This window comes from Saccharopolyspora rosea, from assembly GCF_025643595.1.
Taxonomy (GTDB): domain Bacteria; phylum Actinomycetota; class Actinomycetes; order Mycobacteriales; family Pseudonocardiaceae; genus Saccharopolyspora; species Saccharopolyspora rosea.
Genome location: NZ_CP102826.1, coordinates 2,339,581 through 2,354,856 on the forward strand (window position 1 = coordinate 2,339,581; position 15,276 = coordinate 2,354,856).

13 protein-coding genes are annotated in these 15,276 nt (G+C 70.6%); 11 read left to right on the plus strand and 2 right to left on the minus strand.

The window, feature by feature from the left end:
• Nucleotides 1-285 precede the first annotated feature (285 nt).
• Nucleotides 286-885: a GTP cyclohydrolase I FolE gene (gene folE / locus NV263_RS10950; protein WP_263252719.1), complete on the plus strand. Its 600-nt coding sequence runs from the start codon at nt 286-288 to the stop codon at nt 883-885.
• 75 nt (nt 886-960) lie between these two features.
• On the opposite strand, the gene NV263_RS10955 is transcribed toward folE, so the two are convergent.
• Nucleotides 961-1,926, minus strand: a complete 966-nt coding sequence (locus tag NV263_RS10955; RefSeq protein WP_263252721.1) for a DUF1259 domain-containing protein — start codon at nt 1,924-1,926, stop codon at nt 961-963.
• Between the two features lie 132 nt (nt 1,927-2,058).
• Between NV263_RS10955 and NV263_RS10960 the strand changes: the two genes are divergently transcribed.
• The 3 genes from NV263_RS10960 to NV263_RS10970 all read left to right on the plus strand — a co-directional run bounded on the left by NV263_RS10960 (nt 2,059) and on the right by NV263_RS10970 (nt 4,585).
• Complete coding sequence (locus NV263_RS10960; protein ID WP_263252722.1) at nt 2,059-2,757, plus strand: response regulator transcription factor; 699 nt, start codon at nt 2,059-2,061, stop codon at nt 2,755-2,757.
• Nucleotides 2,754-4,100: a sensor histidine kinase gene (locus NV263_RS10965; protein WP_263252724.1), complete on the plus strand. Its 1,347-nt coding sequence runs from the start codon at nt 2,754-2,756 to the stop codon at nt 4,098-4,100. Before NV263_RS10960 ends, NV263_RS10965 begins: the two co-directional genes overlap by 4 nt.
• 116 nt (nt 4,101-4,216) lie before the next feature.
• A complete protein-coding gene (locus NV263_RS10970) occupies nt 4,217-4,585 on the plus strand; it encodes a hypothetical protein (protein WP_263252726.1) in 369 nt (122 codons plus the stop codon).
• A 39-nt stretch (nt 4,586-4,624) separates the two neighbouring features.
• Here the strand turns inward: NV263_RS10970 and NV263_RS10975 are convergent, their stop codons facing one another.
• A complete protein-coding gene (locus NV263_RS10975) occupies nt 4,625-5,005 on the minus strand; it encodes an ArsR/SmtB family transcription factor (RefSeq protein ID WP_263252728.1) in 381 nt (126 codons plus the stop codon).
• Nucleotides 5,006-5,294: 289 nt separating this feature from the next.
• Between NV263_RS10975 and NV263_RS10980 the strand changes: the two genes are divergently transcribed.
• The 7 genes from NV263_RS10980 to NV263_RS11010 all read left to right on the plus strand — a co-directional run bounded on the left by NV263_RS10980 (nt 5,295) and on the right by NV263_RS11010 (nt 15,241).
• Entirely contained in the window at nt 5,295-6,359 is a 1,065-nt protein-coding gene (locus tag NV263_RS10980; protein ID WP_263252729.1) for a sodium:calcium antiporter, read from the plus strand.
• Nucleotides 6,360-6,507: 148 nt separating this feature from the next.
• The gene (locus NV263_RS10985) at nt 6,508-7,479 is read left to right on the plus strand and encodes a magnesium transporter CorA family protein (RefSeq protein WP_263252730.1); all 972 of its coding nucleotides are present in this window, start codon (nt 6,508-6,510) and stop codon (nt 7,477-7,479) included.
• 385 nt (nt 7,480-7,864) lie between these two features.
• Nucleotides 7,865-8,785: an AEC family transporter gene (locus NV263_RS10990; protein ID WP_263252731.1), complete on the plus strand. Its 921-nt coding sequence runs from the start codon at nt 7,865-7,867 to the stop codon at nt 8,783-8,785.
• Nucleotides 8,786-9,050: 265 nt separating this feature from the next.
• Nucleotides 9,051-10,472 carry a family 2B encapsulin nanocompartment shell protein gene (locus tag NV263_RS10995; RefSeq protein ID WP_263252733.1) on the plus strand — a complete coding sequence of 474 codons (1,422 nt, stop codon included), beginning with the start codon at nt 9,051-9,053 and terminating at the stop codon, nt 10,470-10,472.
• Nucleotides 10,473-10,478: 6 nt separating this feature from the next.
• A complete protein-coding gene (locus tag NV263_RS11000; RefSeq protein ID WP_263252735.1) occupies nt 10,479-12,755 on the plus strand; it encodes a family 2 encapsulin nanocompartment cargo protein terpene cyclase in 2,277 nt (758 codons plus the stop codon).
• A 36-nt stretch (nt 12,756-12,791) separates the two neighbouring features.
• Nucleotides 12,792-14,189 carry a family 2B encapsulin nanocompartment shell protein gene (locus tag NV263_RS11005; protein ID WP_263252737.1) on the plus strand — a complete coding sequence of 466 codons (1,398 nt, stop codon included), beginning with the start codon at nt 12,792-12,794 and terminating at the stop codon, nt 14,187-14,189.
• A 14-nt stretch (nt 14,190-14,203) separates the two neighbouring features.
• A complete protein-coding gene (locus tag NV263_RS11010) occupies nt 14,204-15,241 on the plus strand; it encodes a family 2 encapsulin nanocompartment cargo protein polyprenyl transferase (protein WP_263252739.1) in 1,038 nt (345 codons plus the stop codon).
• Nucleotides 15,242-15,276 lie beyond the last annotated feature (35 nt).

A 15,276-nucleotide genomic window follows, 5' to 3' on the forward strand; every position in this document is an offset into this window, starting at 1 on the left:
CCTAGCGTCCCATGCGCCCATTGTGGTGTCCTCAATGCCGAAACATGCCTGGTCCATTGACCGACTGGCCCGATAAGACTAACGTTCTTTGGCGTAACAGCGTGGGTGCGGAGGGCGGTGTGATGGGGCGTCGTGGTGGATCAGTGCGGTGGTCGGCCCGGTCGTGGCGATGTCCGCTCGCCGGTCGTCTCCCGACACCGGTGGGCCGGTCGGACGCCGCTACCCGGTGGCCGTGGTGACCGGCCGCACGGCCAGTTCTGACCCGACCGATTCGAGGAACCGCTGATGCAATCCGCGACCGCCCTGCGCGTCGTCCACGAGCCCGACGGCGAGGTCGACCTCGCCGCCGCTGAGAAGGCGGCCGGGGACCTGCTGCACGCATTGGGCATCTCCACCGACTCCGAGAGCCTGCGGGGCACCCCGGGGCGGATGGCCCGGGCCTACGCGGAGCTGTTCTCGCCGCGGCCGTTCGACCTGACGACGTTCCCGAACGAGGAGCGCTACGACGAGCTGGTGCTCGCGCGGGCCATCCCGGTCCGGTCGGTCTGCGAACACCACCTGCTGCCGTTCGTCGGCACCGCGCACGTCGGCTACCTGCCCGGGGACCGGATCCTGGGACTGTCCAAGCTGGCGCGGGTGGTCGAGCACTTCGCCTGCCGCCCCCAGGTGCAGGAGCGGCTGACCAAGCAGGTCGCCGACTGGCTGTCCGAACACCTGCAGCCCAAGGGCGTCGGTGTCGTGATCGAAGCCGAGCACACCTGCATGACCTTGCGCGGCGTCCAGGCCCGCGGTTCCAACACGGTGACCTCGACGATGCTCGGGACCCTGCGGAAGGACGCCCGGTCCCGGCAGGAGTTCTTCGCGCTGACCGGCGTCAACGCCTGAGGGGCGCCGCGCCCGCCGAGGTCGCGTCCCGGTCCGCTCGTCCGAGATGAGTCCACTGTGGACACGATCGGCGCGTTACCCGGTGGGTTTGGCGTCGGTGGCGTTCACCGCGGCTCGCAGCGTCCTGGCGAGGGCGACGGCGTCGTCGACGGCCCAGAAGTGCATGTAGAACAGGCGTGGTTCGTCGGTGAGGCTGTGGTTGTGCAGTTCCACGATGGAGACGCCACCGCTGCGCAGGGCCCGGATCACCCTCTCGACCTCGGGTGCGGTCATGACGAAGTCGCCGTTGATGGCGGCTTTGCCGCCGCCGACCGGTTGGACGTTGAGGGCGGTGTTGACGCCCGTGCCCGGCGGTAGGATGTGGCCTGCGTCGGTGACGGTGTCGTTGCGGGCGATGGTAAACTTGTAGATCCCGCCGTCGTCGGTCCCCTTGCGCCCCAGCGCGTTGTCGATGCCCGCCGTGTCCAGACCGACCGGTGGTGTCTGCGCCGGCGGCGCGGTCGGCGGGGTCGCGGTCGCGTCCAGCGCGGCCCGGACGCCCTGTGCGAGGCGCGTCGGGTCGCCCATGCCGTGCACGTGGGTCCACCACACCGGCGGGGTCTGCGCCAGCAGGTGCTTGTGCAGGGCGGTCTGCTCGATGCCGTGCGACTGCAGCGCGTCGGTGACCGCGGGCAGTTCGTCCTCGGTGACGACGAGGTCGCCCATCAACATCGTGGTGTCGTCGTACCTGGTGAAGGTGACGTAGCCGCCCAGGGACAGCCCGGGAGCGATGGTGATTCCCCGGGAGACCACGTTGCGCAGGTCCGAGCGGGTCAGCGCGACCCGGTACACCGTGTTGTTGTCGCTGAACTTGCCCGGGTGCCCCAGCACGTCCGACACGCCCTTCCAGTCGGCGCCGGTCGTGGCGACCGGTTGGTGCGCCCCCGCGCCCCCGCCCTGACCGCTCGGACCTCCGGGGGCCGGTGCGCCACCCCCGCACCCCGCGAGCGCCGCCAGCAGCAGCGCCGAGACGCCGGCGCCGATCTTGTCTTTGGCCTGCATGGGGATTCCTCCTCCAGCAGCGGTTGTGCCACCGTGGTTGCAGGCGTACCTCGCGGACATGAAGCCGCGATGAAGCCGGGCGATGACTGTCCACCCCGCCGCGGCCGGGCCGCGGCTGGGAGGTGAGCGGCGGTGCGGGTGCTGGTCGTCGAGGACGAACCGAAGATGGCGGGCCTGCTGCGGCGCGGTCTGGCCGAGGAGGGCTACGCGGTGGACGTGTCCGCTGACGGCCCGGAGGGGTTCGGCGCAGCCGTGAGCCGTCCCTACGACGCGGTCGTGCTGGACGTGATGCTGCCGGGGCTCTCGGGTTTCGAGGTGTGTCGGCGGCTGCGCCGCGATGGGGTGTGGGTGCCCGTGCTCATGCTCACCGCACGTGCCGCGGTCGACGACCGCATCACCGGGCTCGACGGTGGGGCCGACGACTACCTGACCAAGCCGTTCCACCTCCCGGAGCTGTTCGCCCGGCTGCGGGCGCTGATCCGCCGCGGGCCGGCGCCGCGGCCGGTCGTGCTCACCGCGGGGGACCTGTGCGTGGATCCCGCCAGTCGGCGGTGTTGGCGCGGCGGGTGCGAGGTGGGGCTGACGGCCAAGGAGTACGCGCTGTTGGAGTTGTTCCTGCGCCGCCCCGGCGCGGTCTTCACCCGCGAGGTGCTGCTGGAGCACTGCTGGGACTTCGCCTACGAGTCGCATTCCAACGTCGTCGACGTGCACGTCCGGGCGCTGCGCGACAAGATCGACCGCCGGTTCGGCGTCACGTCGCTGGAAACCGTGCGGGGAGCGGGTTACCGGCTGCGCGCCGATGGTGGCCGTGCACCAGCGAGACCGCGATGATCGCCCGCTGGCCCGTCCGCGTGCGCCTCACCGCCGCGTTCACGCTGGTGATGGCCCTGGTGCTCGTCGGCGCAGCGGTCGGCACCGTGACCGATTCGCGGGCCTCGCTCGACGAATCGATCACGACGAGCCTGCAGTACCGGCTCCGCGACGTGCAGTCCGCGGCCGAGGCGGCTTCCCCGGTGCTGCCGAACAGCAGGGACGCGGCCGACCAGGTCCTGCGGGGCGGCCGGGTCGTCGCCGAGTCGCGCGGAGCAGCCGGCCGGGTGCTGCTGGACCCCGCCGAGCTCGTGGCCGCCGAACGCGGCCCGATCATCGCCGAACATCCCGCGGGCGGGGCCCTGCGCGGTCCGGTGCGCATCGCCGCCGGCCCGGCGGCGGGTGGATCGCGGGTGGCGGTGGCCGCGGTGAGCCTCGCCGACCGCGACGCCGCGGTCGCCGACCTGGCGCAGGAACTGGGCGTGGTCCTCCCGCTCGTGCTCGTGGTGGCAGCGGTCGGGGCGTACCTGCTGGCCGCCGCCGCGCTGCGGCCGGTGGAGCGCATGCGCGCCCGTGCCGCCACGATCACCGCCGAGGAACCCGAGGAACGGCTGCCCGTCCCCGCGAGCCAGGACGAGCTCTCCCGGCTGGCCACGACGTTCAACGCCCTGCTGTCCCGCCTGCACACCGCCCTGGAGCGCGAACGGCGGTTCGTGGCCGACGCCAGCCACGAACTGCGCACCCCGCTGGGTCTGCTCACCACCGAACTCGAACTCGCCCTCCAGCGGCCGCGCGGCAGCGGCGAGCTCACCGCCGCGCTGCGGTCGGCGCTGGAGGAGACCGAACGACTGTCCAAACTGGCCCAGGACCTACTCCTGCTCGCCCGGGCCGAACGACCCCGTGAGGAGCACCGCGCCGCTGCGGTCGAGCTGCGCCCCTTGCTCGCGTCGGTCGTGGCGCGGTACGGCACGGCCGCGAACGGCGACGTGCGGTTGTGCTGCCCGCCGGGCACGGCGGTGCGCGCCGACCCCGACGAGTTGGACCGGGCGGTGAGCAACCTGCTCGACAACGCGGTCCGGCACGGCGCCACGCCCGTTGCGGTCCGCGTGCACCGACCGGACACCGGCGTCGTGGCCATCGACGTCTCCGATCGCGGACCGGGCCTGCCGGACGCGTTCCTCTCGCGGGCGTTCGACCGCTTCACCCGTGCCGACACCGCCCGCACCAGCGGTGGCGCCGGACTCGGCCTGGCCATCACCGCCGCACTGGCCCACCGCAACGGTGGTCAGGTCACCGCCACCAACGCCGACGGCGGCGGGGCGGTCCTCACCCTCACCGTTCCCGCCGCGTCACCGCGCGCCTGACACCGGGGGCCTGCGCGCTCGACCGTCGTCGGGCACAGCGCCAGGACTTCATCCGGGCTTCAGGTTCGCCGGGTACACCGATGGTGTTCCCGTCGTCGGGGGGAGGAGGCAGGACGATGTTGAGCTGGTCGGTCATCCTCTACGGCGCCGTCCTGTCGGCGGTGTTGACCGGCGTGGTGGTCGCGCTGTTGGTGCGGCAGGATCGACCGGCCATCGCGCTGGTCGCCGCGGCGGGGGCGTTCGCGGGGCCGTTCGCGTGGAACGCGATCCTGCACGCCGCCCGCGCCAGCCAGTTCTTCGTCGATGCGCCCGTCCCCGTGCTCCCGGTGAGCTGGCAGGACACCGGTTCCGGGGTGTTCGCGACGGCTGTCGCGTCCCTGCTCCTCGGCTTCGGCCCGCTGCGCGACCGACCCGCGCGGACCAGCGCCGCACTCGCGCTGACCACCGGGCTCATCGCCTTCCTCGTCGATGTCTACCTGTACTGATCCAGCCGTCGGCGGTCACCACGACGTTCCGGCAGGGATCTACCAGGCGTTCGTCGGCGGGTCCGGTGCGAGGCCGCCGTCCGGGCCGATGTGGGCGAAGATCTGCTCGACCATGGTGAGCACGTGCGGGTCCTCGACGGTGTAGATGTGCCGACGCCCCTCCCGGCGCACGTTGATCAGCCCGCCCAGCCGGAGCTTGCTCAGGTGCTGGCTCATCGTGGCGGTGCCCACGCCGGTGCGCTCGGCCAGGGTGGTGACGTCGTGCACGCCTTTCGCGGCCAGCCACACGGCGTGCAGCCGCGTCGGGTTGCCGAGCAGTGCGAACGTGTTGGCGGCCGAGGCGAGCTGGGGAGTTGTCGGGTCCGGTCGCTCGTCGTCCGGTGGGTCGGTTTCCGCGCGGTGTGGTCCTGGTTTCGGCATGGCAAAACGCATTATTCCCCATTCCCCGAGGCGCACGTTGCCTGCGACAAAAAATGTCGTCATTTGCGCAAAGGACGAAATGTGTGGCAGGGTGATGTTCGTTCCGACAGGGGAGTAGTCCGAACGCCCGCCGATCGACATGCTGAGGACCCGGTCCTCCGGCGGCGGGGTCCGCGCAGCGGGTGGACGAGACCTGCGGTTCCGCAATGGCTGCAGATGCGACATCGCGGGATCGAGGTCACCTCCGCTCGGTCCCGCAGTGCGCCGGAGAAGGTAGAGGGCTGCGACCGTGTGGCATTTCGTCCTGCTGATCGTGTGCGCGGCGGCGATCTACGTCTCGTGCGAGTGGTTCGTCAACGCCGTGGAATGGCTCGGTCGGCGGCTCGACGTGGGCGGGTTGGCCGTCGGTACCGTGCTGGCCGCGTTCGGCACCGCGCTGCCCGAGTCGGTGGTGACCCTGGTCGCGGTGACCACCGGGGGCACGGCCGAGGCTCGCGACATCGGCGTGGGCGCGGCGATGGGCGGCCCGCTGGCGCTCGCGACCGTCGCCTACGGCGTCACCGGGGCGGTGCTGCTGGCCCGGCGGCGCACTCGCGAACTCGTCCCCGCGCGCGCGGGAACGGAGCACCCAGGCCAACCGCGGCACCAGGGTCCCGCGCGCGAGGTGCTCGCCGGTCGGGCCGATGCGGCGCGGCTGGCCAGGGACCAGCGGTGGTTCGCGGCCGTGTTCGTCGTCAAGGTCGCGCTCGGACTCGTGGCCTTCGCGTGCAAACCGTGGCTGGGACTGCTGTTCTTCGCCGTCTACGCGGTCTACTTCTGGCGCGAGATGCGCGGCGGCTCCGCCGACGAGGGCGACCACGACGAGGAGTTGGCGCCGCTCAAGCTGCAGCGCCGCGCGTCCCGACCGGCCACCTGGGCGGTCGTCGTGCAGACCGTCGGCGCGCTCGCGGTGATCTTCGCGTCCTCCCAGCTGTTCGTGCAGCAGCTCGACGCCGTCGGGCCGGTGCTGGGCCTGTCGAGCACCGTGACCGCGCTGCTGCTGTCCCCGATCGCCACCGAGCTGCCGGAGATCATGAACGCGGTCATCTGGGTCCGCCAGGGCAAGGTCGGCCTCGCCCTGGCCAACATCTCCGGCGCGATGATGATCCAGGCCACCGTCCCCAGCGGACTCGGGTTGCTGTTCACCGACTGGCGCTTCGACGGCGCCCTGCTGTGGTCGGGCGTGGTGACCATCATCGCGATCGGCTACCTGCTGGCCACGCTGCGGGCGCACCGGCTCACGCCGACCCGGCTCGCCGCGGCGGGAGGGCTCTACGCGGTGTTCGCCGTCGGACTGGTCTTCGCGCTCGGTTGAGCTGCGCGGTGCTCGGTTCGAGTGCGCTTGCATTTCGTCCTCTGTGGAACGACGCGAAACGGACTTCCGGGAATGTTCTGCGGTTTTCCCGGTCCGGGCTCGGCGGGTCATGCTTCGTGCGGGGGTGTGCGGGGGTTAGCGTGCCCGCATGGCGCGCACTCGTTTGTACCGCAACGGCGTTCTGGAGATGGAAGATTTCCCCGTCGCCGACATTTCGGACCACATCGTTGATCCGAACGTCGTGGTGTGGCTGGACTTCTGCGCACCCACCGCGTCCGACCTGGCCGCGATCAGCGAGGAGCTCGGGCTGCACGAACTCGCCGTCGAGGACGCGGTCAACGCGCACCAGCGCGCCAAGCTGGACTGCTACGAGACGCATTCGTTCCTCGCGGCGTACTCCGCGCGCGTGGACGAGCGGTCGGGCCGGCTGACCACCTCGGAGGTGGCCGCCTTCGTCACCAGCCAGGCGCTGGTGACCGTGCGCCGGGACGAGGGCTTCGACATCGACGCCGTGGTGGGTCGGTGGGACTCGACCCCGGGACTGGCCAAGAGCGGCGTCGGATTCCTGGTCCACGGTCTGCTCGACTACGTCGTCGACGGCCACTTCGAGGCGGCGCAGGTCCTGGACGACAAGATCGAGGCGCTCGAAGACCTGGTCTTCGACGACCAGCCCAACCACGCGCACCTCCAGCGCAGTTCGTTCCACCTGCGCAAGAACCTGGTGTACCTGCGGCGCGTGGTCACCCCGATGCGCGAGGTCGTGAGCGCCCTGATGCGCCCCGATCTGCGGCTGGTCGACGAGGCGCTCACGCCGTACTACAAGGACGTCTACGACCACGTGCTGCGCGCATCGGAGTGGACGGAGTCGCTGCGCGACCTGGTCACGACCATCCGCGAAACCCAGCTCAACCTGCAGGGCTACCGGCTCAACATGATCATGAAGAAGGTCACCAGCTGGGCGGCGATCATCGCCGTCCCGACCGCCGTGACCGGCTTCTACGGGCAGAACGTGCCCTATCCGGGGTTCCAGGAGCCGTGGGGTTTCTGGGCGTCGACGATCGCGATCATCGTGCTCTCCGCCGGTCTCTACGCCCTGTTCAAGAAGCGCGACTGGCTGTAGCGGCCCCGGGGGCCTGGCTGCTCGGACGAGCGGGGCCGGTCACCGGCCGCCCAGCAACGACTGCACCACGGCCCGCTGCCGCACGCGCTGACCGGACTCGCCGACGCCGCACCGCCCGCGCGCTCCGGGCGGTCGCGGTTTCCGTAGCGGTTCGGACGTCGAGGACGCGGAGCGCGCCGCGCGAGAACGCGCGGCCCAGGTGCCGACGAGGCGGGTGTGGTCACCATAAGACCACAGTGGACATTCGCGGTGTGAGCATCGCCATCTTCCTCGTCCCAGGGCGGTCCCGGATCACTAGGATGACCCACCGTGCGGGCGGTTCCGGCGATTCGGCGTGCGGCATGAGCCGCGTGCTCGTCGGTGAGTCCGCCCTGCGGGAGGCGCTGTGGGCGGCGTGATCCAGGGTTTCGGGGTCATCGCGGCGATCGTCCTGGTCGGCTACCTGCTGGGGCGCCTCGGTGTGCTCGGTGACGCGGCGCGCGAGGTGCTCACCAAGCTGTCCTTCTACGTCGCGACCCCCGCGCTGTTGTTGAAGATGCTCGCCGGGTCCGACGTCGCGGTGCTCGTCTCGGTGCCGCTGCTGGTGAGCGCGCTGAGCACGTTCTTCGTGGCCGGTCTGTTCGTGGTGCTGGGCGTGCTGCGCGGGTGGAGCATCCGCCGCACCGCGATCGGTGCGCTGTGCTCCAGCTACGTCAACGCCGGGAATCTCGGCATCCCGATCGCCGTCTACGTGCTCGGCGACGCGTCGCTGGTGGCGCCGGTGATGCTGTTGCAGCTGCTGGTGCTCACGCCGCTCGGCCTGACCGTGATCGACCTGGCCGGGCCGGGGAGCAGCGGTGCGGTCTGGCGGCGGCTGCTGGCGCCGTTCCGCAACCCGATCCTGGTGTGCGCGCTGCTCGGTGTCGCGGTGTCCGCGAGCGGCGGGAAGATCCCGGGTCCCGTGCTGGAACCGATCTCGCTGCTCGGCGACATGTCGGTGCCGTCGGTGCTGCTGGCGTTCGGGTTGTCGCTGCGCGGCAGCGCACTGCCCGGCGGCGGCCCGGAGCGGTGGCCGGTGCTGGCGTCGGTGGTGCTGAAGTCGGTGGTGCACCCGCTGTCCGCGTGGGTGATCGGTGCCGGGGTGTTCGGGTTGACCGGGACCGCGTTGTTCGCCGTGGTGGTCATCGCCTCGCTGCCGGCCGCGCAGAACCTGTTCGCCTACGCCTCGCAGTACGACACCGGGGTGCGGCTGGCGCGGGAGTCCATCCTGCTGTCGACGATCCTGTCCGTGCCGGTGTTGTTCGCGGTCGCGGCGCTGCTCGGCTGACATCCGCAGCCACGTCGGGTGGTGCCGCGTTCGGCCCGGTGGCAGACGTGCGAAAGCGATTGGGCTCGACGGGTGATCTCCCACACCTGGGTGGCCGCATCGACCGCTGTGGCAACCACCGCGAGGTGGCTCGATCACTGATCGTGGCTACTCCGTCTGTTGGATGTCGCTGAGCTGAGTGATCGACGCCTTCCCGGGGGACGCGGCACGATCTTGATCGTTCGATCTCGGGGGGCTCTGGATTCCAGCGCGATTGGTGGGTGTGATGACGACTACTGAGCCGACGGCGAACCTCAACGGCAGCGAAAACGGGCATGCACAGCTGAGTTTGGGCACCGCCGCGGCGCGCAACCTGTCGACGACGACCAAGACCCCGCCGCAGATGCAGGCCATCACGTCGCGGTGGCTGGTGCGGCTGCTGCCGTGGGTGCAGGCCCGCGGCGGCGCGTACCGGGTGAACCGCCGCCTGAGCTACACGCTCGGCGACGGGCGGGTGACCTTCACCAACGACGGCGCGGACGTCCGCGTGATTCCCGCGGAACTGTGCGAACTGCCGCTGCTGCGGGACTTCGACGACACCGAGGCGCTCGACGCGCTGGCCGACCGGTTCGAGCAGGCCGAGTACGAGCCGGGCGACGTGATCGTCGAATCCGGGCAGTCGGCCGACCGCGTCGTCATCATCGCGCACGGCAAGGTGAACCAGATCGGTGCCGGCGCCTACGGCGGTCAGACGACGCTCGGCGTGCTCGCCGACGGCGAGTTCTTCGGCGACCGGATCCTCACCGGAGAACAGGAAACCTGGGACTTCACCGCGAAAGCCGTGACCCCCTGCACGGTGGTGACGTTGTCGCGCCAGGCGTTCCAGGACGTCGCCGACCGCGCGGAATCGTTGCGGGCACAGGTCGAACGGGTGCGCAACGAGCCGCCGCGTGCGCAGAACCCGCACGGTGAGGCGGCCATCGACATCGCCTCCGGGCACGCCGGCGAACCGGACATCCCGGGAACCTTCGTCGACTACGAGGTCAAGCCGCGCGAGTACGAGCTGAGCGTGGCCCAGACGGTGCTGCGGGTGCACACCCGGGTGGCCGACCTCTACAACGAGCCGATGGACCAGGTCGAGCAGCAGTTGCGGTTGACCATCCAGGAGTTGCGCGAGCGCCAGGAGCACGAGCTGGTCAACAACCGCGACTTCGGCCTGCTGCACAACGCCGATCTGCGCCAGCGGTTGCACACCCGGAACGGGGCGCCCACCCCGGACGACATGGACGAGCTGCTGGCGACGGTCTGGAAGGATCCGGGCTTCTTCCTGGCCCACCCGCGTGCCATCGCCGCGTTCGGCCGCGAGTGCAGCCGCCGGGGCCTGTACCCGCAGAGCGTCGACGTCGGCGGCCACCAGGTACCGGCGTGGCGCGGCGTGCCGATCTTCCCGTGCAACAAGATCCCGGTCAGCAAGACCCGCACCACCTCGATCATGCTGATGCGCACCGGTGAGCAGAACCAGGGCGTCGTGGGCCTGCACCAGACCGGCATCCCCGACGAGTACGAACCCGGCCTGTCCGTGCGGTTCATGGGCATCAGCGAGAAGGCCATCATCTCCTACCTGGTCAGCACCTACTTCTCCGCTGCCGTCCTGGTGCCGGACGCCCTCGGCGTGCTGGAGAGCGTGGAACTGGGCCGGGAAGGCTGATCCGCGGTGCAGCCTTTCGAACTTCCCGAGTTCTACGTGCCGTGGCCGGCACGGCTGAACCCGCACCTGGAGTCGACGCGGACGCACTCCAAGGCGTGGGCGCGGGAAATGGGCATGCTGGAGTCCGAAGAGGACGATGCGGCGCATTTCACCTGGAGCGAGGAGGAATTCGACGCGCACGACTACGCCCTGCTGTGCGCGTACACGCACCCGGACGCCACCGGCGACATGCTGGACCTGGTGACCGACTGGTACGTCTGGGTGTTCTACTTCGACGACCACTTCCTGGAGCACTACAAGCGGACCGGCGACCTGGCGGGCGCGCGGACCTACCTGGCCGGTCTGGCGGCGTTCATGCCCACCCGGCCCACCGCCGAGCGGCCGGTGGCGACGAACCCGGTGGAGTGGGGCCTTGCCGACCTGTGGTCGCGGAGCGCGCCGCTGATGTCGGCGGACTGGCTGCGGCGCTACTCCGAGAGCACCCGCAACCTGCTTGAGGACTGCGTGTGGGAGTTGGCGAACATCACCCGGGACCGGGTGCCGAACCCGATCGACTACGTGGAGATGCGCCGCCGGGTCGGGGGTGCGCCGTGGTCGGCCGACCTCGTCGAACTCGCCGCACGGGTGGAGGTTCCGGACCGGATCGCCGCGACGCGGCCGATGCGGGTGCTCAAGGACACCTTCGCCGACGCGGTGCACCTGCGCAACGACATCTTCTCCTACCAGCGGGAAACCGAGGAGGAGGGCGAGGTCAACAACGGCGTGCTGGTGGCCGAGCGGTTCCTGGACTGCGGCCCGCAGGAAGCCGCCGACGCGGTCAACGACCTGCTGACCTCGCGGTTGGAGCAGTTCGAGAACACCGCGCTGACCGAGGTCCCACCGCTGTGCGAGGAGCACGGCCTCAGCCCGGACGAGCGCGCCGCGGTGCTCGCCTACGTCAAGGGGTTGCAGGACTGGCAGTCCGGCGGCCACGAGTGGCACCTGCGCTCCAGCCGGTACATGAACGACGCCGTCTCCACCGGATCCGCGGTGCTGGGCGGCCCGACCGGTCTGGGCACCGAAGCGGCCAGGCTGGTGTCCTCCCGGACGCTGCCCGGACTTCGCAGGCGGAGCAGGCAGCACTCGCACGTGCCGTTCGCCCCGGTGGGCCACCTACCGCTGCCCGAGCTGCACATGCCCTACCCGGTGCGCATGAGCCCGCACCTGGACGCCGCGCGGCAGCACGCCGTGGCGTGGGCGCGGGAGATGGGCATGTTCGACTCCGTGCCCGGCGTGGAGCACGGCGGCGTGTGGGACGAACGCCGTTTCACCGGCTTCGACTTCCCGCACTGCGCGGCGATGATCCACGCCGACGCCGCGCCCGAGCAGCTGAACCTGTCCTCGGACTGGCTGGCGTGGGGCACCTACGGCGACGACTACTTCCCCCTGGTGTTCGGCGCGACGCGCAACCTCCCGGCCGCCAAGGCGTGCAACGACCGGCTGTCGCTGTTCATGCCCCTGGACGCCGGAGCGGTGCCGGAGCCGGCCAACGCGGTCGAACGCGGCCTGGCCGACCTGTGGCGGCGCACCGCGGGACCGATGACGCCGGACGCCCGCAGGCAGTTCCGCACGACGGTGGAGGACATGACCGCCAGCTGGCTGTGGGAGCTGGCCAACCAGGCGCACCACCGCATCCCCGATCCCGTCGACTACATCGAGATGCGGCGCAAGACCTTCGGGTCGGACATGACCATGAACCTGTCCCGGCTCGCCCGCGCCGACGTCGTGCCCCCGGAGGTCCACCGCACCCGCACCATGCGGGCGTTGGAGGCCGCCGCCCAGGACTACGCGTGCTTCACCAACGACCTGTTCTCCTACCAGAAGGAGATCGAGTTCGAGGGCGAAGTCCACAACATCGTCCTGGTCGTGGAGAACTTCCTCGCGGTGGACCGGATCACGGCGCGGGACGTCGTCGCCGACCTCATGCGCGAGCGGATCCGGCAGTTCGAACGCATCATCGCCGAGGAACTGCCGGTGCTGTTCGACGAGTTCGAGCTCGGCGAGGACGCGCGCGCCGCGCTGCGGCGCCAGTGCGACGAGTTGAAGGACTGGATGTCCGGAATCCTCGAATGGCACCGCAGGTGCGCGCGCTACACCGAGGCCGAACTCCGCCGCACCCGGTCCGCGGCCGCGCCCGGTGACGACGCGGCCGGACGACTTCCGGTGCGGCGGCGGCTGTCCGGACCCACCGGGTTGGGCACCGCTGCCGCCCGACTGCCGCTGCTCGGCACCGCGGGCCGGTAGGACTTCCTCGCACGACAACGGGATTGGTGACTTCTGATGACCGAATCGGTGCACGACGCACAGCAGGCGCCGGGGCAGCTGAGCCTGAGCACGGCCGCGGCCCGGAACCTGTCGTCCACCACCAAGACGCCCCCGCAGATGCAGAGCATCAGCCCGCGGTGGCTGCTGCGCATGCTGCCGTGGGTGCAGACCTCGGCCGGGACCTACCGGGTGAACCGCAGGCTCACCTACGAGCTCGGCGACGGCCGGGTGACCTGTTCCAACACCGGCGACGACGTCCGCGTGGTCCCACCGGAACTGCGGGAACTGGCCCTGCTGCGCGACTTCGAGGACGACTCGGTGCTCAGCGCGCTGTCCGACCGGTTCGTCCGGCGGGACCACGAGCCGGGTGAGGTGCTCACGGCCATCGACGATCCCGCCGAAGAACTGCTGATCATCGCGCACGGCAAGGCCAACATCCTCGGCGTCGGGGAGTACGGTGACCAGGCGGTGCTCGACGTGCTCGGCGACGGCCACTACCTCGGCGAGACGGCGCTGACCGGAGAAGGGGAGACCTGGCGGTTCACCACCAAGGCCGTCACCCCCTGCATCGTGTTGTCCTTGCCGCGGCGGGCTTTCCAGGAACTGCTCGCGCAGTCACCGGCGCTGCGCGCGCACCTCGAACGGCTGCGCACCAGGCCGGAACCGGCGCGGAACAAGCACGGCGAAGCCGCCATCGACCTCGCGTCCGGGCACGACGGCGAGGTCGCGCTGCCCGGCACGTTCGTCGACTACGACCTGAACCCGCGCGAGTACGAGCTCAGCGTCGCCCAGACGGTGCTGCGCGTGCACACGCGGGTCTCCGACCTCTACAACCACCCGATGGACCAGCTCGAACAACAGCTGCGGCTGACCGTCGAGGAACTGCGGGAGGAGCAGGAGAACGAGCTGATCAACAACCGCGACTTCGGCCTGCTGCACAACGCCGACCTGCGCCAGCGCATCCAGACCCGCAGCGGACCGCCCACTCCCGCGGACCTGGACGAACTGCTGGCCAGGCGCCGCAAGTCGGAGTTCTTCCTCGCGCACCCGCGCACCATCGCCGCATTCGGCCGCGAATGCTCCCGCCTGGGCGTGTACCCGGACAGCGTCGACGTGCAGGGCACCCGGGTGACGGCGTGGCGCGGCGTCCCCCTGTTGCCGTGCAACAAGATTCCGATCACCGACACCGGCACCAGCTCCGTCCTCGTCATGCGCACCGGCGAGGACGACCAGGGAGTGGTGGGGCTGCACCAGACCGGCATCCCCGACGAGTACGAGCCGAGCCTGAACGTGCGGTTCATGGGCATCAACGACAAGGCGATCACCTCCTACCTGGTCAGTGCCTACTACTCCGCGGCCGTGCTCACCCCGGATGCGCTCGGCGTCCTGGAAAACGTCGAAATCGGCCGCTGACTGAGGAGATCGGTATGACCACCACCGGAGCCAGGGACGCCAGCACCCCGGCGCACGAGGTCCTCGACTGGACTCGCGGACTCGTCGATCCCGCGCTGCGCACCGCCGTCGACACGCTGCCCGAGGACATGCGGCACATCGCCGGCTACCACTTCGGGTGGTGGGACGAGCGCGGACAGCCCAGGCGGGCCAGCGGGGGCAAAGCGCTGCGCGCCGCGTTGGTGCTGCTGACCGCCGAGGCCGTGGGCGCCACGGCGTCGGCGGCCCTGCCCGCCGCGGTCGCCGTGGAGCTCGTGCACAACTTCTCGCTGCTGCACGACGACGTCATCGACCAGGACGTCACCCGCCGCCACCGGCCGACCGCGTGGAGCGTGTTCGGCACCAGCGCCGCGATCCTCGCGGGCGACGCGCTGGTGACCCTGGCCTCCGGGGTGCTCGGCACCAGCGAGCACCCGGCCGCGCTGCGCGGCATCCGGGTGCTCAACAACTCGGTCCAGGACCTCATCCAGGGCCAGATCATGGACATCGCCTTCGAACAACGCGACGACGTCGAGCTGGCCGAGTGCCAACGCATGGCCCAGTCCAAAACCGGCGCACTGCTGGGAGCGGCCTGCGAACTCGGGACCCTCTTCGGCGACGCCGCCCCCGAACAGACCGAGCACCTGCGCGCCTTCGGCGACAAACTCGGCCTGGCCTTCCAGCACGCCGACGACCTCCTCGGCATCTGGGGAGATCCGGACGTCACCGGCAAACCCGCGTACTCGGACCTGCACGGCCGCAAGAAGACGCTGCCCGTCGTGGCGGCACTGCAGTCCGGCACCCCGGCCGGGAACGAGCTGGCCACGCGCTACCAACGCGAGGAGCCGCTCTCGCACGCCGAACTGACCGAAGTCGCCGACCTGATCGACACCGCGGGTGGCCGCTCCTGGAGCCACGACCAGGCGAGCCGGCTGCTCACCGAAGCACGGCACCACCTGCACGCGGCGAACCCGCACGCGCGGACCGCCGAACTGGAAGCACTCGCCGACATGGTCACCGACCGCGACCACTGAGTGCGGGCTCGGCAACGCTTTTCAGCGCAATCCGA

Excerpts from the sequence above, each read along its gene's own strand:
- NV263_RS10955 (WP_263252721.1), bottom strand. The coding sequence starts at position 1,926 with ATGCAGGCCAAAGACAAGATCGGCGCCGGCGTCTCGGCGCTGCTGCTG.
- folE (WP_263252719.1), top strand. The coding sequence starts at position 286 with ATGCAATCCGCGACCGCCCTGCGCGTCGTCCACGAGCCCGACGGCGAG.
- NV263_RS10985 (WP_263252730.1), top strand. The coding sequence starts at position 6,508 with ATGGCGCGCACTCGTTTGTACCGCAACGGCGTTCTGGAGATGGAAGAT.
- NV263_RS10970 (WP_263252726.1), top strand. The coding sequence starts at position 4,217 with ATGTTGAGCTGGTCGGTCATCCTCTACGGCGCCGTCCTGTCGGCGGTG.
- NV263_RS10995 (WP_263252733.1), top strand. The coding sequence starts at position 9,051 with ATGACGACTACTGAGCCGACGGCGAACCTCAACGGCAGCGAAAACGGG.
- NV263_RS11005 (WP_263252737.1), top strand. The coding sequence starts at position 12,792 with ATGACCGAATCGGTGCACGACGCACAGCAGGCGCCGGGGCAGCTGAGC.
- NV263_RS10965 (WP_263252724.1), top strand. The coding sequence starts at position 2,754 with ATGATCGCCCGCTGGCCCGTCCGCGTGCGCCTCACCGCCGCGTTCACG.
- NV263_RS10975 (WP_263252728.1), bottom strand. The coding sequence starts at position 5,005 with ATGCCGAAACCAGGACCACACCGCGCGGAAACCGACCCACCGGACGAC.
- NV263_RS11010 (WP_263252739.1), top strand. The coding sequence starts at position 14,204 with ATGACCACCACCGGAGCCAGGGACGCCAGCACCCCGGCGCACGAGGTC.